At 52.9% G+C, this 16,950-nt stretch carries 14 protein-coding genes; 6 read left to right on the top strand and 8 right to left on the bottom strand.

Annotated elements, in window-relative coordinates; genetic code table 11:
- Nucleotides 1-9: 9 nt before the first annotated feature.
- From galE to BLR06_RS06805, 5 genes are read right to left on the bottom strand one after another with little or no spacing between them, the layout of a single operon-like run.
- Complete coding sequence (galE, locus tag BLR06_RS06825; protein ID WP_092070358.1) at nt 10-996, bottom strand: UDP-glucose 4-epimerase GalE; 987 nt, start codon at nt 994-996, stop codon at nt 10-12.
- Nucleotides 997-1,039: 43 nt separating this feature from the next.
- The gene (locus BLR06_RS06820) at nt 1,040-1,876 is read right to left on the bottom strand and encodes a GGDEF domain-containing protein (RefSeq protein WP_092070355.1); all 837 of its coding nucleotides are present in this window, start codon (nt 1,874-1,876) and stop codon (nt 1,040-1,042) included.
- A gap of 36 nt (nt 1,877-1,912) precedes the next feature.
- Complete coding sequence (hypE, locus tag BLR06_RS06815) at nt 1,913-2,917, bottom strand: hydrogenase expression/formation protein HypE (RefSeq protein WP_092070352.1); 1,005 nt, start codon at nt 2,915-2,917, stop codon at nt 1,913-1,915.
- Nucleotides 2,918-2,935: 18 nt separating this feature from the next.
- Nucleotides 2,936-4,009, bottom strand: a complete 1,074-nt coding sequence (gene hypD / locus BLR06_RS06810; RefSeq protein ID WP_092070349.1) for a hydrogenase formation protein HypD — start codon at nt 4,007-4,009, stop codon at nt 2,936-2,938.
- Entirely contained in the window at nt 3,996-4,217 is a 222-nt protein-coding gene (locus BLR06_RS06805; RefSeq protein ID WP_092070346.1) for a HypC/HybG/HupF family hydrogenase formation chaperone, read from the bottom strand. The genes hypD and BLR06_RS06805 overlap by 14 nt, the downstream gene beginning before the upstream one ends.
- A 211-nt stretch (nt 4,218-4,428) precedes the next feature.
- On the opposite strand from BLR06_RS06805, the gene hypF reads away from it, so the two are divergent.
- From hypF to BLR06_RS06775, 6 genes are all read left to right on the top strand, one after another.
- The gene (hypF, locus tag BLR06_RS06800; protein ID WP_092070342.1) at nt 4,429-6,696 is read left to right on the top strand and encodes a carbamoyltransferase HypF; all 2,268 of its coding nucleotides are present in this window, start codon (nt 4,429-4,431) and stop codon (nt 6,694-6,696) included.
- A 48-nt stretch (nt 6,697-6,744) separates the two neighbouring features.
- Nucleotides 6,745-7,404 carry a hypothetical protein gene (locus BLR06_RS06795; RefSeq protein ID WP_092070339.1) on the top strand — a complete coding sequence of 220 codons (660 nt, stop codon included), beginning with the start codon at nt 6,745-6,747 and terminating at the stop codon, nt 7,402-7,404.
- Between the two features lie 117 nt (nt 7,405-7,521).
- Nucleotides 7,522-8,052: a CBO0543 family protein gene (locus tag BLR06_RS06790; RefSeq protein ID WP_092070337.1), complete on the top strand. Its 531-nt coding sequence runs from the start codon at nt 7,522-7,524 to the stop codon at nt 8,050-8,052.
- A 258-nt stretch (nt 8,053-8,310) separates the two neighbouring features.
- A complete protein-coding gene (locus tag BLR06_RS06785) occupies nt 8,311-8,886 on the top strand; it encodes a TetR/AcrR family transcriptional regulator (RefSeq protein ID WP_173812793.1) in 576 nt (191 codons plus the stop codon).
- A 50-nt stretch (nt 8,887-8,936) separates the two neighbouring features.
- Nucleotides 8,937-10,070 (top strand): efflux RND transporter periplasmic adaptor subunit, encoded by a 1,134-nt coding sequence (locus BLR06_RS06780; RefSeq protein ID WP_245698052.1) that lies wholly within the window; start codon nt 8,937-8,939, stop codon nt 10,068-10,070.
- A 12-nt stretch (nt 10,071-10,082) separates the two neighbouring features.
- On the top strand, nt 10,083-13,232 hold the full coding sequence (locus BLR06_RS06775) for an efflux RND transporter permease subunit (protein ID WP_092070331.1): 3,150 nt from the start codon (nt 10,083-10,085) through the stop codon (nt 13,230-13,232).
- A 58-nt stretch (nt 13,233-13,290) separates the two neighbouring features.
- On the opposite strand, the gene BLR06_RS06770 is transcribed toward BLR06_RS06775, so the two are convergent.
- The 3 genes from BLR06_RS06770 to BLR06_RS06760 all read right to left on the bottom strand — a co-directional run bounded on the left by BLR06_RS06770 (nt 13,291) and on the right by BLR06_RS06760 (nt 16,916).
- Entirely contained in the window at nt 13,291-15,516 is a 2,226-nt protein-coding gene (locus BLR06_RS06770; RefSeq protein ID WP_092070328.1) for a diguanylate cyclase domain-containing protein, read from the bottom strand.
- Between the two features lie 750 nt (nt 15,517-16,266).
- Complete coding sequence (nrdD, locus tag BLR06_RS06765) at nt 16,267-16,542, bottom strand: anaerobic ribonucleoside-triphosphate reductase (protein ID WP_092070325.1); 276 nt, start codon at nt 16,540-16,542, stop codon at nt 16,267-16,269.
- Nucleotides 16,543-16,601: 59 nt separating this feature from the next.
- Nucleotides 16,602-16,916, bottom strand: coding sequence for a carboxymuconolactone decarboxylase family protein (locus tag BLR06_RS06760; RefSeq protein WP_092070322.1), 315 nt, complete (start codon nt 16,914-16,916; stop codon nt 16,602-16,604).
- Nucleotides 16,917-16,950: the final 34 nt, after the last annotated feature.

Raw genomic sequence — 16,950 nt, 5'->3', positions numbered from 1 at the left:
GCCTGGCCGTTAACGGGTAAAACCGCCGGGATGATGCTGGTGCCATTGCCAGGCTGTTTCAATAATATGCTCAATCTCCCGGTAGCGGGGCTGCCAGCCAAGCTCAGAGCGTATTTTAGCGGCGGCGGCAATGAGCACCGCCGGATCTCCGGCCCGTCGCGCCGCCAGTTCCCGGCGAACCGGCCTGTTTGTTACCTTTTCCGCCGCCGCAATGACCTCTTTCACCGAAAAGCCGCACCCGTTGCCCAAATTATAAGCAGTCGAAGGATGTCCGTCCTTGAGCGCCTGTAAAGCCAGAATATGGGCCTGGGCCAGATCGTTCACATGAATGTAGTCCCGGATACAAGTACCGTCTTTGGTGGGATAATCGCCGCCAAAAATTTTAATGCTGTCCCGCTGGCCCAAACAAGCCTGCAATATCAGGGGAATAAGATGGGTCTCCGGACTGTGGTCTTCGCCAATATCCCCGCCCGGATCGGCGCCGCAAGCGTTAAAATACCGCAGAGCGACATAGTTTAACCCATGGGCGGCGGCATAATCGGCCATAATATTTTCCATCATTAGTTTGGTCCGGCCATAAACATTGGTCGGATTCTTGGCTGCAGCTTCGGTAATCGGCACCTCGTCCGGTTCGCCATAGACCGCCGCAGTCGAAGAAAACACCAGCTTGTTTACGCCATTGTCCAGCATGACGTTAAGCAGGTTCAAGGTTCCCTGAACATTGTTTTGATAATACAGCCGCGGCTGAAGCATTGATTCGCCCACCTGGCTGAAGGCGGCAAAATGAACCACCGCATCGATCCCATGTTGCCTGATGGTTGCCGCCAGTAATTCCGTATCAAAAAGATCTCCCTGAACAAAATTATCAACATCGACCGCCTGGCGATGCCCTTTGACCAGATTATCAAAAACCACCGCCTGCCCCGCCGACTGTTCAAGCATTCTTACTGTATGGGAACCAATATAACCGGCCCCGCCTGTAACAAGTATACGCATAAGCCCTCCCGGAACTGACATTTTATGTTTAATTATAGAAGGTTTAACTGCTGCCGGCAACCCATAGTTTTACTTGATTACGGCCTTGCCTTTTAGCTTCGTATAAGGCCTGATCAGCACGGGATATCAGCATCGACGGCGGCTGCCCCAATTGCGGCGCCACTGCGGCCACCCCCAGACTGATGGTGACTATTTTGTAAACCGAGCGGTGATGTTCCAAGGCCAGCTGCTCTACCGACAACCGTAAATTCTCGGCCAGCAGCATTGCTCCGGCGGTATTGGTTTCAGGCAGAATAATGGCAAATTCTTCCCCGCCATAGCGGGCTGCCAGGTCGGAAGCCCGCCGGACGCCACTTTGCAATATTGCAGCGACTTTTGTTACGCATGCATCACCTGACTGATGCCCGTAAGTATCGTTATAGGCTTTAAAAAAATCGATATCCACCATAATCATGGCCAGCGTTTTTCCGGACCGGACGGCCTTAGCCCATTCCAGTTGCAAATAATTGTCAAAGCTCCGGCGATTGGCAATTCCGGTAAGCGCATCCGATACCGACAACTGCTGTAATTCCCGGTTGAGCGCTTCCAGTTCCAGCGTTCTGGCGCTAACCTTGTTCTCCAGCTGAACTTTGGTCTGCCTCAATTGCTCCTCAATCCGCCGCTTGCTGATCAGCAGCCAAATAATCAGACCGAATGCGCCGACGGCCGCTAAGCTGATGATAGCGACCGTCCAGTAATACTGAGCAAGCCCAATCTGAAACTCAACAAACGGCTGGGTTTGGTCAACCGGTGACAGCAGCTGGTGCCCGAACATTGCGATATAACTGCAAATACGCCGCGTATCTACCAACCGTTCCGCGCATTTAATCAGATTCTCCATATGTCAACACCCTCACTTAATCGCCAATCTCCACCGTTAACAAATACGCGGCAGCGGATCGCCGGTCATCATATCAACAATCCGTCGGCCGCCAGTCAGGGTGCGCATAAATACCCGGCCCGGCGGCTGATTGATAATTCGCCCAATGACCGCTCCGTCTAGGCCGGCAGGATGGCTGCGCATAACAGCAACTATGGCGGCGGCGGCGGCAGCGGGGACAACGGCCAAAAGCTTGCCTTCATTGGCCAGATACAGCGGGTCAAGCCCCAGAACCTCACAGGCGGCGCGAACCTCACGGCCAACCGGCACTTGCTCTTCATACAGTTCAATGCCGACCTGACTTTGTCCGGCAATTTCGTTTAGCGCCGTTGCCGCGCCGCCGCGGGTTGGGTCTCTGAGCACTCTGATGTCAGGACAGGCTTCCAGCATGCTTTGCACTAAGCCGTTTAAGGGCTGGCAATCGCTCCGGACAGCGCTTGACAGCTGTAAGTGATGCCGTTTCAGCAGGATGGCCAGGCCATGATCACCCAATGATCCGCTGGCAATGACGATATCCCCGGGCAAAGCCTTTTTGCCGGAAATATCCGTTTGGGGCGCAACCTCGCCAATACCGGCAGTATGAATAAACAGCTTGTCGGCCGCGCCGCTTTCCACCACTTTGGTATCGCCGGTCACAATGAAAACCCCTGCCTCCCGGGCAGCTTCAGCCATTGCCGCAAGAACCGCCTCCAGGGTTGATGCCGGCAAGCCTGCTTCAATGATCAACCCGCAGCTGAGATAAAGCGGCCTGGCTCCGCTCATCGACAAATCATTCACTGTTCCGCACACAGCCAGTTTACCGATATTCCCGCCGGGGAAAAACAGCGGATTTACCACATAGGAATCGGTCGTAAAAGCCAGCCGGCCGGCCGGGGCGGGTAAGCAGGCCGAATCGTGCGCCTCCAGCAAATATTCATTGTCAAAATACTGATAAACCAAATCCTGGACTAAGCGGGCGGTCAGCAGCCCGCCACTGCCGTGCTCAAGGGAAATTGTCTCCATTTTTCCTCCTAGTGAGTACTAACCATAACGATAATAGGCTGAACAAGCGCCCTCGCCCGAAACCATGCATGCGCCTTGGGGCTGCTCAGGCGTGCACTTTGTTTTGAACAAAACGCATTCCGGTGGAGTTTTCCGGCCGGTAAGGATGTCACTGCAATAACAGCCTGCTGTTTCAGTATCCGTAATCGCCGGCAGGCCAAAAATTTTTCCGGCGTCATAACGGCAATATTCCTTTCGTATTGCCAGTCCCGCTTGCGCAATGCGGCCCAGCCCCCGCCACCAGCTGGCTTCAGGGTAGAATACCCTGCGCAGTACGGCTCGCGCCGCAGCATTGCCTTCTGCTCTGACCACGCGGGGATACTGGTTGATGAGCTCCGGTCTTCCTTGTTCAGCCAGCCGGTCTAAAATAATGAACGCCTGCAAAATATCCAGCAATTCAAAGCCGGCGACCACGGCCGGAAGATTTGCCTGTTCAGCCGCCAGGCGGAAGGGCGCAAGCCCCGTAACAACAGCAATATGGCCGGGACACAGCAGACCCTGCAGCTTTCGTCCGGCGGTCAGTAAATGCAAAACCGGCGTCACCAGCTTGAGCGCTGAAAATACTGAATAATTATTCAGTCCTAACCGCGCGGCTTCCAAAATAGTCAGACCTATCACCGGCGCAGTGGCCTCAAACCCCACGCCCAGAAAGACAATATGCTTGCAGGGATTATCCTGCGCCAGTCTGACAGCATCCAGCGGCGAATATACTATCCTGATATCCCGCCCCGCCGACCTTGCCTGTAACAATGAGCCCTCCGTTCCCGGTATCCTCAGCATATCGCCAAAGGTAGCCACAATGACCGCCTTATTCCTGCTCAAATCAGCAGCCGCATCAATATAGCCCGGCGGGGTTACGCAAACCGGACAGCCGGGTCCGGAAATCAAACGGAACCGGGGCGGCAGGACAGTGCGCAGGCCATAACGGGCGATGGCCATCGTATGCGTACCGCAAAACTCCATTACCGTCAGCGGCTGGCCGGCCAGCCGCTGCAGCCGGGCTGATAAAAGCGCGGCTAATGCCGGAGAGCGGAACTCGTCAACGAATCTCATCACTGATTGCCCTGAACGCTTCCAGCGTTTCCATCGCCGCCGTTTGATCAATGATCTGCAGGGCGCAGCCGGCATGCACCAAAAGATAATCGCCAACCTGCGCACCCGGTACCAGTTGCAAGGCCAGCTTACGCTGCACACCATCCAGTTCGCCGATCCCTTCCTCATTATGCCGTTCAATCAGTTTGAACGGAATGCCTACACACATCGCCAACCCGCCTTTGGGCGGCCGGCGCTGCAGCTTAATCCCGGTGCTGCGGCCGGCCTATTTTCATACATATTATTGAAAAATTTATTCATACTACATAGTATGCAAAAAATTGGTAAAATTATTTCTAATTACCGCAAGACATGAATAAATACTTCATATTTATCATTCCGTTGGTTCTATTCTAATTCAGAGAGCGGGGGACAGCTGTTTGCAACGTTTACATCTCATCATCACCGGTACCGTGCAGGGGGTGGGCTTTCGCCCGTTTATTTTCCGCCTGGCCGGCCGGCTTAGCCTGACCGGCTGGGTTCGTAACCAGCCGGCTGGCGTTGAAATTGAAATTGAAGGCCGCGCCACAGCTGTCGCTGATTTTATTGCCGCCATCCACCGGGAAAAACCGGTCCTGGCGCAAATCAGCAATGTGCGGACCAGGGCAATCCCCCTCCAGCGCACCCCCGGCTTTACCATCCGCCCCAGTCTGATGTCAGTCGTCAGCCCGGCGGCGCCGCCGGCACCGGATATTGCCATATGTCGGCATTGCCGGCAGGATATCGCCGACGGCGCCAACCGGCGCTACCGGCATGCCTTTGCCAATTGCACCAACTGCGGTCCCCGGTACACCATCACCAAAACCCTGCCCTATGACCGTACAGCAACAACGATGGCTGAATTCCCGATGTGCCGGGACTGCCAGACCGAATACCGCAATCCCCTGAACCGGCGCTTTCACGCTCAGCCCACAGCCTGTCCGGCTTGCGGGCCGCAGTACCGGCTGCTGGATCATAACGGTCAGGCGCTTGGCGCCGGCAGTGATGTTTTTCTGCAGACCCGCCGCCTGATCAAAAACGGCAGCCTGATCGCCTTAAAAGGGCTGGGCGGTTACCAGCTGGTCTGCGACGCTTATCGCAATGATTCGGTTGAGCTGCTGCGCCGGCGCAAGCGCCGGAAGGACAAGCCTTTGGCCGTCATGGCGGGCAGCGTGCAAGCGCTGGAAAGGCTGTGCCTGCTCTCAGCGGCCGAAGCCGCCTTATTATCCGGGCCGGCCAGTCCAATCGTGCTGTTAGCAAAACGCCCGGACTGTCCTTTAGCCGCCGCAGTGGCCCCTGAAAGCCCGCAGCTTGGCGTAATGCTGCCCTACACCCCGGCGCATTGCCTGTTGCTTCAGCCTGCCGATATTTTCGTCATGACCAGCGGCAATGACAGCAGCAATCCAATCATTTATCAAGATGACGCCGCACTGCGTGATTTACGGCGCATTGCCGACTATTTCCTGGTTCATAACCGGCCAATTTACCGGCCGGCCGATGACTCAGTCGCCCGGATGGTCGCCGGCCAGCCCTATGTATTGCGACGAAGCCGGGGTTTTACGCCTGAGGCGCAATATTTTCCCCAGCCGCTGCCGCCCATGCTGGCCTGCGGTGGAGAATCCAAAAACACCTTCTGCCTAAGTTCAGGTAACAACGCTTACTTAAGCAGTCATATCGGCGATCTGAAAAACCTGTCGACCTATCAGTATTACACCGCTTCAATTGAAGATTTGAAGCGCCTGCTGACAATCGAACCGCAGCTGATCGCCCATGACCTGCATCCTGAATATTTTTCCACAAAATATGCCCGGGAACAAAACCTGCCTCAAATTGCCGTTCAACACCATCACGCGCATATCGCGGCTGTAATGGCTGAGCATAGCCTGAATCAGCCGGTGATCGGCGCAGCCTTCGACGGGCTCGGTCTGGGCGATGACGCCACTTTATGGGGCGGCGAATTTCTGGTAGCCTCTGCCGACAGCTACCGCCGGGCGGCCCACTGCGCTTATCTGCCGCTGCCGGGCGGCGATAAAGCAGTCAGCGAGCCCTGGCGGATGGGCCTGGTTATATTAAACCGGCTGTTCGGTCCGGACCTGAGCAAAGTCAAACTACCGGCAATTGCTGCACTGCCGGACGACTGGCCCTTGATTGTTCAAATGATCGCCGGCGGCCTTAACTGCCCACTTACCTCCAGCGCCGGCCGGCTGTTCGACGCCGCCGCCGCCCTCTTAGGTCTCAGGACGGTCAATCATTACGAAGGCCAGTCGGCAATGTCGCTGGAGTGGCTTGCCGGTCAGACAGCCGGCCGGGTATTGCCGTATACGATCCAGGACAGCCCGGTTAGCGTACTGGATTTTTTGCCAGCCTACCGCCAGATGGTCCAGATGATCGCCAGGGATGAAGCGCTGCCCTTCATTGCCGCTTCGTTCCACGATACCATTGCCGCTGCAAGCGTTAAAATGATCACCCGCATCAGTCAGGATACCGGCTTGACCAGCGTGGTGCTGAGCGGGGGAGTATTTCAAAACATTCGCTTGCTGACCACCATGAGCGACCTGTTGAAACAGAACAAACTAACCGTTTATACCGCCAGCCGCATTCCACCCAACGACGCCGGGCTGGCGCTGGGTCAAACACTTATTGCCTCAGCCAGCTACGGCAGGCTATAATAAGTCTAGGAAAAAGCTGTATGTATTTTTCAACAAGGAGAATTTCAGATGCAATTTAGCAACGCATTTTATCATGAGTTAATCATTTTGCTCTCAATTTTAATCTTGCTCATTCCGGCTATTATGGTCTTCAAGCGGGAAAACCGCTGGAAGATGCTGCTGGCTTTTTTCATCATTGTTCCGGTATTTGTTGCTTACCTGCCAGGGAAAAAAGCGCCGTCCAGCCCGATTGAACACATCGAAACCGACTTTACGCCAGCGCAGCGGCAAGCCGCCTTCCAGCAATGGTTTAAAGAATATCAAGCCGGGTTGGATAACTTTGATAAAAGCTGGCAAAAATTTAATGAAACGGTCGGCGGCCTGGAAGCGGAGGAATTGTCCCGGAGCGAAGCCGCCGCCGAATTTACCGGTATTCTTAATCAGGCCCAGACCTATCATCAGGCGCTCGCCAATCTCCTGCCTCCGCCTGAACTGGCGGTAACTGAGCAGGAACTGATTTCCGGCCTCCTGGAAGAAACGCAGTCGGTCTCAGCAGCCCAGCTGTTAATTATCGAAAAAACCATCAACCTGCTGGAGGATGAAACTACTACACAAGCCAAGCAAGCCGAGCTTGCCAATGAAATCAAAAAGCTGGCCTTGCTCCATCGCCCGGTCTATCTTGATATCATGCCGAAAATAACCCGGCTAAAGACCAGCCTTAAATTATAGCCTCAAATGATGGCGAAGCTATACCGAAAATTCTTATGCAGGGCTAGTGCTCTGTCGCCCTTAAAATACAGCGAACAAACCCGAAAAAGGGTACAGAGCCTAGGCGGGTAGACATTCATGGAAGTTCTTCTTCTGTTCAGGGCTTTATTGCTATCAGGCTTCATTTGCGCAAGCCTATACTGGAGCGACTGGCCGAATTGGCGGATCTATTATCCCAGTATGCTATTTGTAATGATCATCAATCTTTTGGCCAGTTATTTATCCTATCATCATACGCTCTGGTTTTTTCAGCCTGACGCCTTAATCACCACCCACACCGCACTAAATCTGCTAAGCACCTTCTCGATCTTACCACTGACCGCCTTACTGTTTCTGTCACGCTTTCCGGCCGGCCGGCTAAAGCACCGGCTATGCTATATCACCGGCTGGATTGTCGTTTATGCCGCAATTGAGCTGGCCGACGGACAGCTAGGCGGAATTTCCTATCGCAATGGCTGGTCTTTATGGCATTCAATTTCTCTGGACTGTGTCATGTTCCCCCTTGTGGCGCTCCATCATCACCGTCCGCTTCCGGCCTGGCTGCTCACAGTGCTTACAGCCGCCGGGATCATGATCGGATTTGGCTTCACGAACGCTCCCATGAAATAAGTGATTTGGGAAATTCCGGGTTACACCAAAGACGGCGTGTCCTGAACCTGCTTTTGGCAGGTTCAGGACACGCCGTCTTTTTAGTGAACACTGCCGCCAGGGCAAATTATCCAAATACTCTGACCTTTAGGAAAGCAATTGACATTTACTGCAAGGGAGTGTATGCTAATGGTAATGTCAATACGAAAATAGTTTTCAGGGTTTGCCGGACATCATCCCACTGGCTGATGCCCGGTTTCGCTTATGGGAGGGTTGTTATTGCGAAACAGAATACTATGTGAAGCGATGAAAGAAATGAACGAACGCGGCATTAAGTTCACCATGGATGATTTAGCCCGGCGCCTGGGTGTCAGCAAACGAACGTTGTATGAAAACTTCGCTTCAAAAGAAGAAATCATTGCCTTTATTTTTAAAAATGCCCTGGCCGAGCTCAAAGAAAAACGAGAGTTGATCATCAATGACGAACAACTGGATATCCGGGAAAAATTCAAACAGATTATGGCGGTCAGGCCTACCCTTTGCGCAGAGACCACCGACCGAATAGCAATTGAAGTAAAAAAGTTCATGCCGAAGCAATGGAAAAAAGTCGAAGACGATATGGAGGAGTTATGGGAAAGCGTGGAAAGCTTAATCCGCGAAGGCGAGAGAACCGGTTGTTTCCGGCCTGTGTTCTTTCCGGCGATACGGGTAATGTTCAAAGGCGCCTTCCATGAATTTGCCAACCATAACTTTTTGCTGCAGAATAAAGTTACGATCAAAGAAATGATTGAACTTATGACCGATATTTTATTATTTGGCCTGGTGCCCAAAGACAGTCGGGACCAGCAGTCTTGACCCTTTAGTTCATTATTCAATAGACAGATAAGTGTGAGGAGGAAGTTACGGTGAACAAAAAAAGCATGATATTGCTAACTGCATTATTCCTAATTTTGGCAACAGGATGCAGCAAACAGCAAGCCGCCCGTCCACCGCAGGAAGTCGCGGTCAAGGCGATGCAGGTAATCCAGAAGGATACGCCCGTTACATACGAGTTTGTAGGAGAAGTTGTAGCAAAAGACGAGGTGCCGATCAAAGCGAGGGTTTCCGGCAATATTGCTCGGAAATTAGTCAAAGGCGGCGATCAGGTTCAGATCGGGCAAGCGCTGTTTGAAATTGACCGGCGCCAGTATTTGACCACCGTAGCCGACGCCCAGGCCCAAGTCGCTCAGTCTCAGGCGGTGCTCAGCAATATCCGTCGCGACGTAAACCGCTATCAGCAACTGGCCGATCAGGGCGGTATTGCCATCCAATCCCTGGATACTTCGATTTCCCAGGCTGAGCAGGCCCAGGCCCAGGTAAACGCCTATCAGGCCAAGCTGGATCAGGCCCAAAATGACTTAACCGATACCCTGATCGTATCGCCGGTCAACGGCCGGATTGGGGTCGGCGAGTTAAGCGTTGGCGAGTACGTTGTCGCCGGCAGTACCGAGCTGGCTACTGTATCGACCGTCGATCCGGTACAAGTCCGCTTTAGCATGAGTGAAAATGAATATCTTAAATTCGCTAAAATGGGGAGTTCCCCGGACGCCTGGGGCCAAAACCTGAGGCTCATCCTCAGCGATGGCAGTGAATATCCTGAAACCGGGCAGCTGGAGCAAATTGACCGGGGACTGGCTAACCAAACCGGCACCCTGGCAATGAAAGCAGCCTTCAGCAATCCGCAGCAATTACTGGTACCGGGCATGTTCGCCCGCATTATCGCCATTGGTGAAAACCGTACAGGAGCTCTGCTCGTTCCCCAGCGGGCCGTGCAGGAGATGTTGGGAAAAACCTTTGTTACTGTTGTTGACGCCGAAAATAAAGCGGCGACCAGACCTGTAACCGTAGGGCCAAAAGTCGGCAGCTTCCAGGTTGTGGAAGAGGGGCTTACCGCTCAAGACGTTGTCGTTGTTGAAGGCTTTGCGAAAGTTCAGCCGGGGACACCGCTCGCCGTTACGCTAATCGGACCGGATGACCTTAATATTCCGGTTGTGAAGTAAGGAGGTGGGTTCATGGCTAAGTTTTTTATCAACCGGCCGATTTTCGCGATCGTAATCGCAATTCTCATTACTCTGGCCGGCGGCATCGCGGCCCTCAACCTGCCCATTGCGCAGTACCCGCAGATTACGCCTCCGCAGGTCAGCGTATCGACAACCTACACCGGCGCGAATGCCGATGTTGTCGAAAAAACTGTCGCCCAGGTGATTGAACAGCAGGTAAACGGCGTCGAAGGCGCTGTTTCCATGAGCTCGACCAGTTCGGATACCGGCAGTTACAACTTAAATGTCAAGTTTGAACTGGGCCAGGACCCCGATATGGTGACCATGTACACGCAAAACAGGGTGGTTCAGGCCACGGCCGGCCTGCCGCAGGAGGTTCAGCTGGCCGGGGTAACAACCCGCAAGGTTTCGCCGGACACAGTGCTGTACTTCAGCCTCGTTTCACCTGACGGCACTTATGACAGCGTGTTCCTCAAAAATTACGGCAGCATCAATATCATTGATGATATTCGCCGGGTTAAAGGAGTCGGCGATGTCGGCGAGTATGGCGCCAACTTCAGTATGCGCATTTGGCTCAAACCGGATAAGTTAGCCCAGCTCGGGATTACCGCCGCCGATGTTGCCACTGTCATTAAAGAACAGAACGTTCAAGCGCCGGCCGGTACCATTGGTCAGCTTCCTTCGGTGCCTGAGCAGGAATTTCAGTATACGGCCAGCGTTCAAGGCCGTCTGATCACCGAGGAAGAATTCGAAAAGATCATTATCCGCTCCCAGCCGGACGGCTCGGCCATTTACCTGGGTGATGTCGCCACCGTTGAACTGGGGCCGAGGGACAACGCCGTTAAAAGCAGCTTTAACAACCAGGATGCCGTGGTATTTGCCGTTCAGCTAACTACTGAGGCCAACGCCCTGGAAACAGTGGCCGGCGTACGCCAGGTCATTGAAGATGCCGCTAAACGCTTTCCGCCCGGCATGGAATATAAAATTCTCACCGACAATACCAAATACATCTCGGAATCTCTGGAAAAAGTGTTTCATACTTTCCTGGAAGCCCTGGCTTTGGTATTGATCATCGTCTATCTGTTCCTGCAAAACTGGCGGGCAACACTAATTCCGATGCTGGCGGTGCCGGTCTCATTAATCGGAACGTTTGGCGCCTTTATCCTTTTAGACTTTTCCATTAACACCCTCACCCTGTTTGCGATGGTGCTGGCCATTGGACTTGTTGTCGATGACGCCATTATCGTGGTTGAGGCGGTTGAGCATCATATGCGCAATTCCGGTCTTAGCCCCAAAGAAGCAACCATTCGGGCGATGGAAGAAGTATCCGGACCGGTAGTTGCCATCGCTTTCGTGCTGGCGTCTGTTTTTATCCCGGTGGCCTTCTTCGGCGGAACAACCGGCGTATTATACAAGCAGTTTGCCCTGACAATTGCTATCTCCATGGCCTTATCGGCCATTGTGGCGCTATCGCTGACACCGGCGCTGTGCAGCCTGCTGCTCAAGCCTTACAGCGATGAAGCCCACGCTCCAGCCGGTATGCTGGGCAGGTTCTTCGCCCGGTTTAATCTCTGGTTTGAGCGTCTTACCGAAAAATATTCGGAAGGCGTCCGGCATTCCATTCGCAAGGCCCGTCTGTGGGGCGTTGGGCTGGTCGTCATCCTGGTCCTGTGCGTCGCCATGCTGCGTATTCTCCCTTCAACCTTTGTTCCGAGTGAAGATCAGGGCTTTATGCTCTCTGTGGTCAGTCTGCCGGAAGCAGCCAGTATGAACCGCACCAGGGCTGTTGCCAATCAGGTCAGTGAAATTTACCGCGCCATTCCCGGGGTGGAAAATTCAATAGAAATTGTCGGTTTCGACATGCTGGCCGGCGGTCAGAAGTCCAATGGCGCAATGGTACTGGCCTCGCTGTACCCATGGTCGGAGCGCACAACGCCTGAAACACAGCTCAACGCGATCATTGGGCAGTCCATGGCCAAAGTCAGTGGAATACCTGAAGCCACCGTGTTCGCCTTTAATCCGCCGGCCTTGCCGGGAATAGGAACCCTCGGCGGTCTCACCTTAATGATTCAGGACCGGGGCGGTTCCAGCCTGGAAGAAATGAACAATGCCTCGCAGGCGCTCATTGCCGCCGCCCAGCAACGGCCGGAGTTCAGCATGGTGCAATCCAGCTTCCGGGCCAATACGCCGTCTTACCAATATGAGGTCAACCGGGAAAAAGCCAAAGCGCTGGGCGTCCCGGTGCAGGATATATTTACGGCCCTGCAAACCTTCATGGGCGGCGTTCAGGTCAACGACTTTAACCGTTTTGGCCGCACCTACAAAGTTGTACTGCAGGCTGAACCGGAGTTCCGCGCCGATGTCGACGCCACCCGCTTCTTTTATGTACGCAATTCAGCAGGCACGATGGTGCCGCTTAACACACTGGTTACACCGGTCCAGTCCAGTGGCCAGACATTGATTAAACGGTTTAACGGCTATCCGGCGATGCAGATCAATGCCACTGCCGCCCCCGGCTACAGCTCCGGCCAGGCCATGGATGCCCTGGAAGAAGTGGCGACCCAGGTATTGCCTTCAACCTTTACTTACGAGTGGGCCGACTTAAGCCGCGAAGAAAAACTGTCCAGCGGCGACACCACCGTAATCTTCGCTTTAGCTCTGCTGTTTGTGTTCCTGTGCCTGGCGGCGCTGTACGAAAGCTGGAATATCCCCTTTGCGGTACTGCTCTCAGTCCCGACCGGCATTTTAGGTTCAACGCTGTTCCAATATGCCCGGGGCTTTGAAAACAGCGTATATATGCAAATAGGCTTGGTCATGCTCATCGGCCTTTCGGCTAAAAATGCTATTCTGATTGTTGAATATGCCAAAGCGAGAACCGATCGAGGCATGGAACCGGTACAGGCGGCTATCGAAGCGTCCAAACTCCGGCTGCGGCCGATTCTCATGACATCGTTCGCTTTCATCCTGGGTTGCGTCCCGCTGGCGCTGTCAACCGGCGCCGGCGCTGCGGCCCGGACAGCGCTTGGTACAACCGTCGTCGGCGGTATGGTGGTAGCCACCGCCCTTGGCATATTCCTTGTACCGGTACTGTTTGTAGCGATCGAGTACATGGCCGCCAAAGTTAATTCTTTCCGAAACAAAAACAACAGCCATACCGGCTGATCCGGCATCAAAAAAAAGGCTGTCTCTCCGTCATTTGAACAAATGCGGAGAGACAGCCTTATCTTGTTGCCGGCCGCTCAATGATATGCCGGAAGGACCGAACCAGCGCCGGATCGAATTGCGTGCCGGAGCACCGTTCCAATTCGGCAATGGCCTCGCCCTGCGACAGGGCCTGACGATAAGGCCGGTCATTGGTCATCGCGTCATAGGCATCGGCAATAGCCAGAATCCGGCAGGCAACAGGTATACTCTCGCCTTCTAAGCCCAGCGGATATCCCTGTCCGTTCCACCACTCCTGATGTTTTAATATCCAGTCGGCAATAGGCGCCAGTTCGGCCGACGCCTGGGCAATCCGGTAGCCGATTTCACAATGGCGCTTGATAATTTCAAATTCTTCGTCAGTCAACCGGCCGGGCTTAAATAAAATATGGTCAGGAATACCGACTTTGCCAATATCATGAAAACGGGCCAGCAGTCTTAGATCAGATACTTTGCTTTCCGCAACGCCAATCGCCAGGGCCAGATCGACCACAACCTGCTGCAGGCGGTCAGCATGGCCATCGGTAATAAAATCCCGTACTTCCATGGCCTTGGCCAGTGTTTGGACAATAGCGCTGCGGGTACTATGACTGCTATGCAGTTTCTCCCGGTACATGTTGTCGTCAGCCGCCTTGAATACTTCACGCATATTCTGCTCCGGACTTGACCGGATACCCAGCCCGATCGAAATGCTGATGGGAATCTGCGTGTTGGCCTCCCGGAATTGTTTTACCCTGGACCGGAGATCGTGACAAGTTTTCTCCAGAGCCTGCTCATCCCGGTCAAACACAATAACAGCAAACTCGTCGCCGCCTACCCGGGCCACCAGCTCCTGCGGGCCAAATCCCCCCTGAATAAGCCTGGCCGCATTCAGCAGCAGCCGATCACCGGCCTGATGCCCCAGAGTGTCATTGATCAACTTTAGTCCGTCTATATCACAAACAATAATTCCGGCCGGAAAACGGCGGTTATCATTCAGCTGATCAAGCTTGTCCTCAAAGCTGGCGCGATTAAATAAGCCGGTAATCCGGTCATGTAAGCCCAGGTATTTAAGCTTATTCTTTAATTCCACCCGCCCGGTGATATCTCTGATGACGGCCACGGCATCGGTTGCGCCGCATACCATAATTCTGGCCTCCCGCCACTGGATTTTTCCGTTAATCTCAATATCATATTCAAAATACTGCGTTTTTTGGGTGCCAAAAGCCTGCTCCAGATTTTCCTGATATTGCAGCGCTTTATCGGCAGGCAGAAGTTCAGCCAAATTTCGTCCGATTTTGTCAGTAAAATCAAATAACGGTACGGCGAAATCACTGCCGGGATTAAGCTCCAGTAAATTGCCCTGTCGGTCAAACCGCAAGAGTAAATCCGGCAAAGCGTCGATTATTGCCTGACTTCTGCACTGGCTGTTGCTCAGCGCCTCATGTAAACGGGCGTTTTCCAGCGCAATAGAAGCCAGTTCGGCAAAGCTGACCAGCATCTGCCGTTCTTCCTCGTCCACAGTATGCTCTGTGGTATAGTTCATACTGAAAATCCCGGCAACTTTGCCGCCCGTTTTTAACGGTACGCCGATACCGGACTTCAGCCGTTCATAGGCCTGCCCTTGGAGCCGCCCTGTCCATTGTTGATAGTTTGGGATGAAAACAATATCGCCTTCAGCCCACACCCGCCCAATCAGGCCTTCCCCCCTGCAAACCGTCTGCTGCACCCATTCGGGGGGAAAACCGGCCACTACCCGGGGTTGCATAAACCGGCCGGTCTCATCCAGCAGGTATATATGGCCAAACTGGGCGCCGCTGATTGCCATCATCTTGGCTACCACCGTCTGCAGCAAAGTATCCACCGCCCGCGCCTGCATCATTGTCAGTGCGGCTTCGTGCAAAGCAGCCAGACACTCGTTGCGGCGGTTAATAATTGTTTCCCGGCACAATAATTCATCAAACTGATGTCTTAACTCCTCTTCGGCTGCATACAATTCTTCAGAGGTAGCGGCAATTTCCTCATTCTGCTTACGCAGGCTCTCCTCCCGCGCCGCCAGCGCCTGAACGTTTAGGCTTACCAGTCGAAATAATACGGCGGCAGTAATTGCAATAAACAGCCAGCCTTTCACCACCTCAAGCTGATTACGCAAAATCCGGTCGCTCACAAAATAGCCAACCATAAAGTCGGATACGACGATCCAGAGCGCACCGGCAACGGCATAGGCGGCTGCAATTCTCACCGCACTTGACCTGTCTGGCTTCATACAGCAATCCCCCAGCTTTAAATTATAATTTTACTCATTTTTCGACTAAGTAAGAAGTATTCCCTGCCGGGTAAGGCTTTCCGAACTACAAATAAAACTGCTGCCATAAGGCAGCAGTCATTTGGGGTAATGCCAATGAACCAGTTTAAGTAAGTCTAGAAAGCGCAGGTATCATTATCATCGCCGCAGAAGCAAAACAGTAAAATGATGATGATAATGATAATCCACACCCAACTGTCGCGACCGCCATAACCGCCAAAACCCATAAGAATTCCTCCTTATTTAATCCATTTAGTAAATTTGAACTTTGCTATATATCCTATGTAGCAGGCCGGAGCAGTGACACTTGTCAACTGCGAATTTTCCCGATTGACGGATAAACAAAACACCACTGCAGAACAGCGGTGTTTTTGTCCAGGGCGGGCAATATGTAGTTGTCAGCAGGTTGAAGTATCATCGTCACAGCAAAAGAAGAACAGCAGGAGAATTATGATAATGATTATAATCCCACTGCCATTATGTCCACCATGATTTCCAAATCCACCGAATCCCATAGAAACTCCTCCTTTTTTATCATGTTTCCGGTTATCTGTGTAACCTAGGATATTCTATGATCGGTTTGATTCTTTTGCTACTGAAAAGGAAAAGGAATATAGCTTCGCTTTTTATCGACGACACGCCCCTGCTTCCGCCAGCGGACGTTAAAGCGCTACATCCTCTCATCATCCGTTTCTGTTTTGGTGTTAAGCCTTAAGCATGTACAATTCTTTCCTTTAGCTCAGACCTTTTCGCGTCATTAAAATTGTGCTGCTCACTCAAATAACCGGTAATCCGCCGGATACGCTTAATCGGTGATTTTTCAACGGCCCGGATAACCACCTCGTCACCTTCAAGCTGAATATTGACCTGACCTAAAACTTTACCTTTGGCTTTCCATAGCGCCAGTTCTTCCTTTACATATACCTCCGCTTCCTCCCGGGAAACACATTCAGGCAGTTCAACACTGACATTGTCAACCATTACCATGCTAACACCCTCCTTAAGGACAAAATTCAGTTTCCAGATGGCTTCCACTTCCTGCCTAGTCAATCGTCAAATGCCGCCAGGGCTATTGGCAAAGACTGAATAACTGTATTGCCGGCGGCAGGCAGGCCAACCAAAATCGCACTAATAATTTCTTCCCGGCTTGCCCCTAATGCTTTGGCCTGCTTAACATGAAAGGAAATTCCTCCCTCCAGCCGCATTGCAGCCAAAACAGCCAGATAGGCCAGTTCGGCCGTCTTCTGCTCTAATGCGCCGGCTGCATCCAATTGCCGGACAGCCCCCAGCCAGGCCTGAGAATGCCCGGGAGCTTCCTCAATAAACGTACTAAATGCATGACTGATATTTTTTTTATCCATTTACGCCCACCTGCCAATTCCCTTTTTTTCCCTT

It is taken from the genome of Dendrosporobacter quercicolus, assembly GCF_900104455.1.
Taxonomy (GTDB): Bacteria; Bacillota; Negativicutes; order DSM-1736; family Dendrosporobacteraceae; genus Dendrosporobacter; species Dendrosporobacter quercicolus.
The sequence above is the reverse complement of the archived record's forward strand: the minus strand, read 5'-3'. Positions and strand labels throughout refer to the sequence as shown.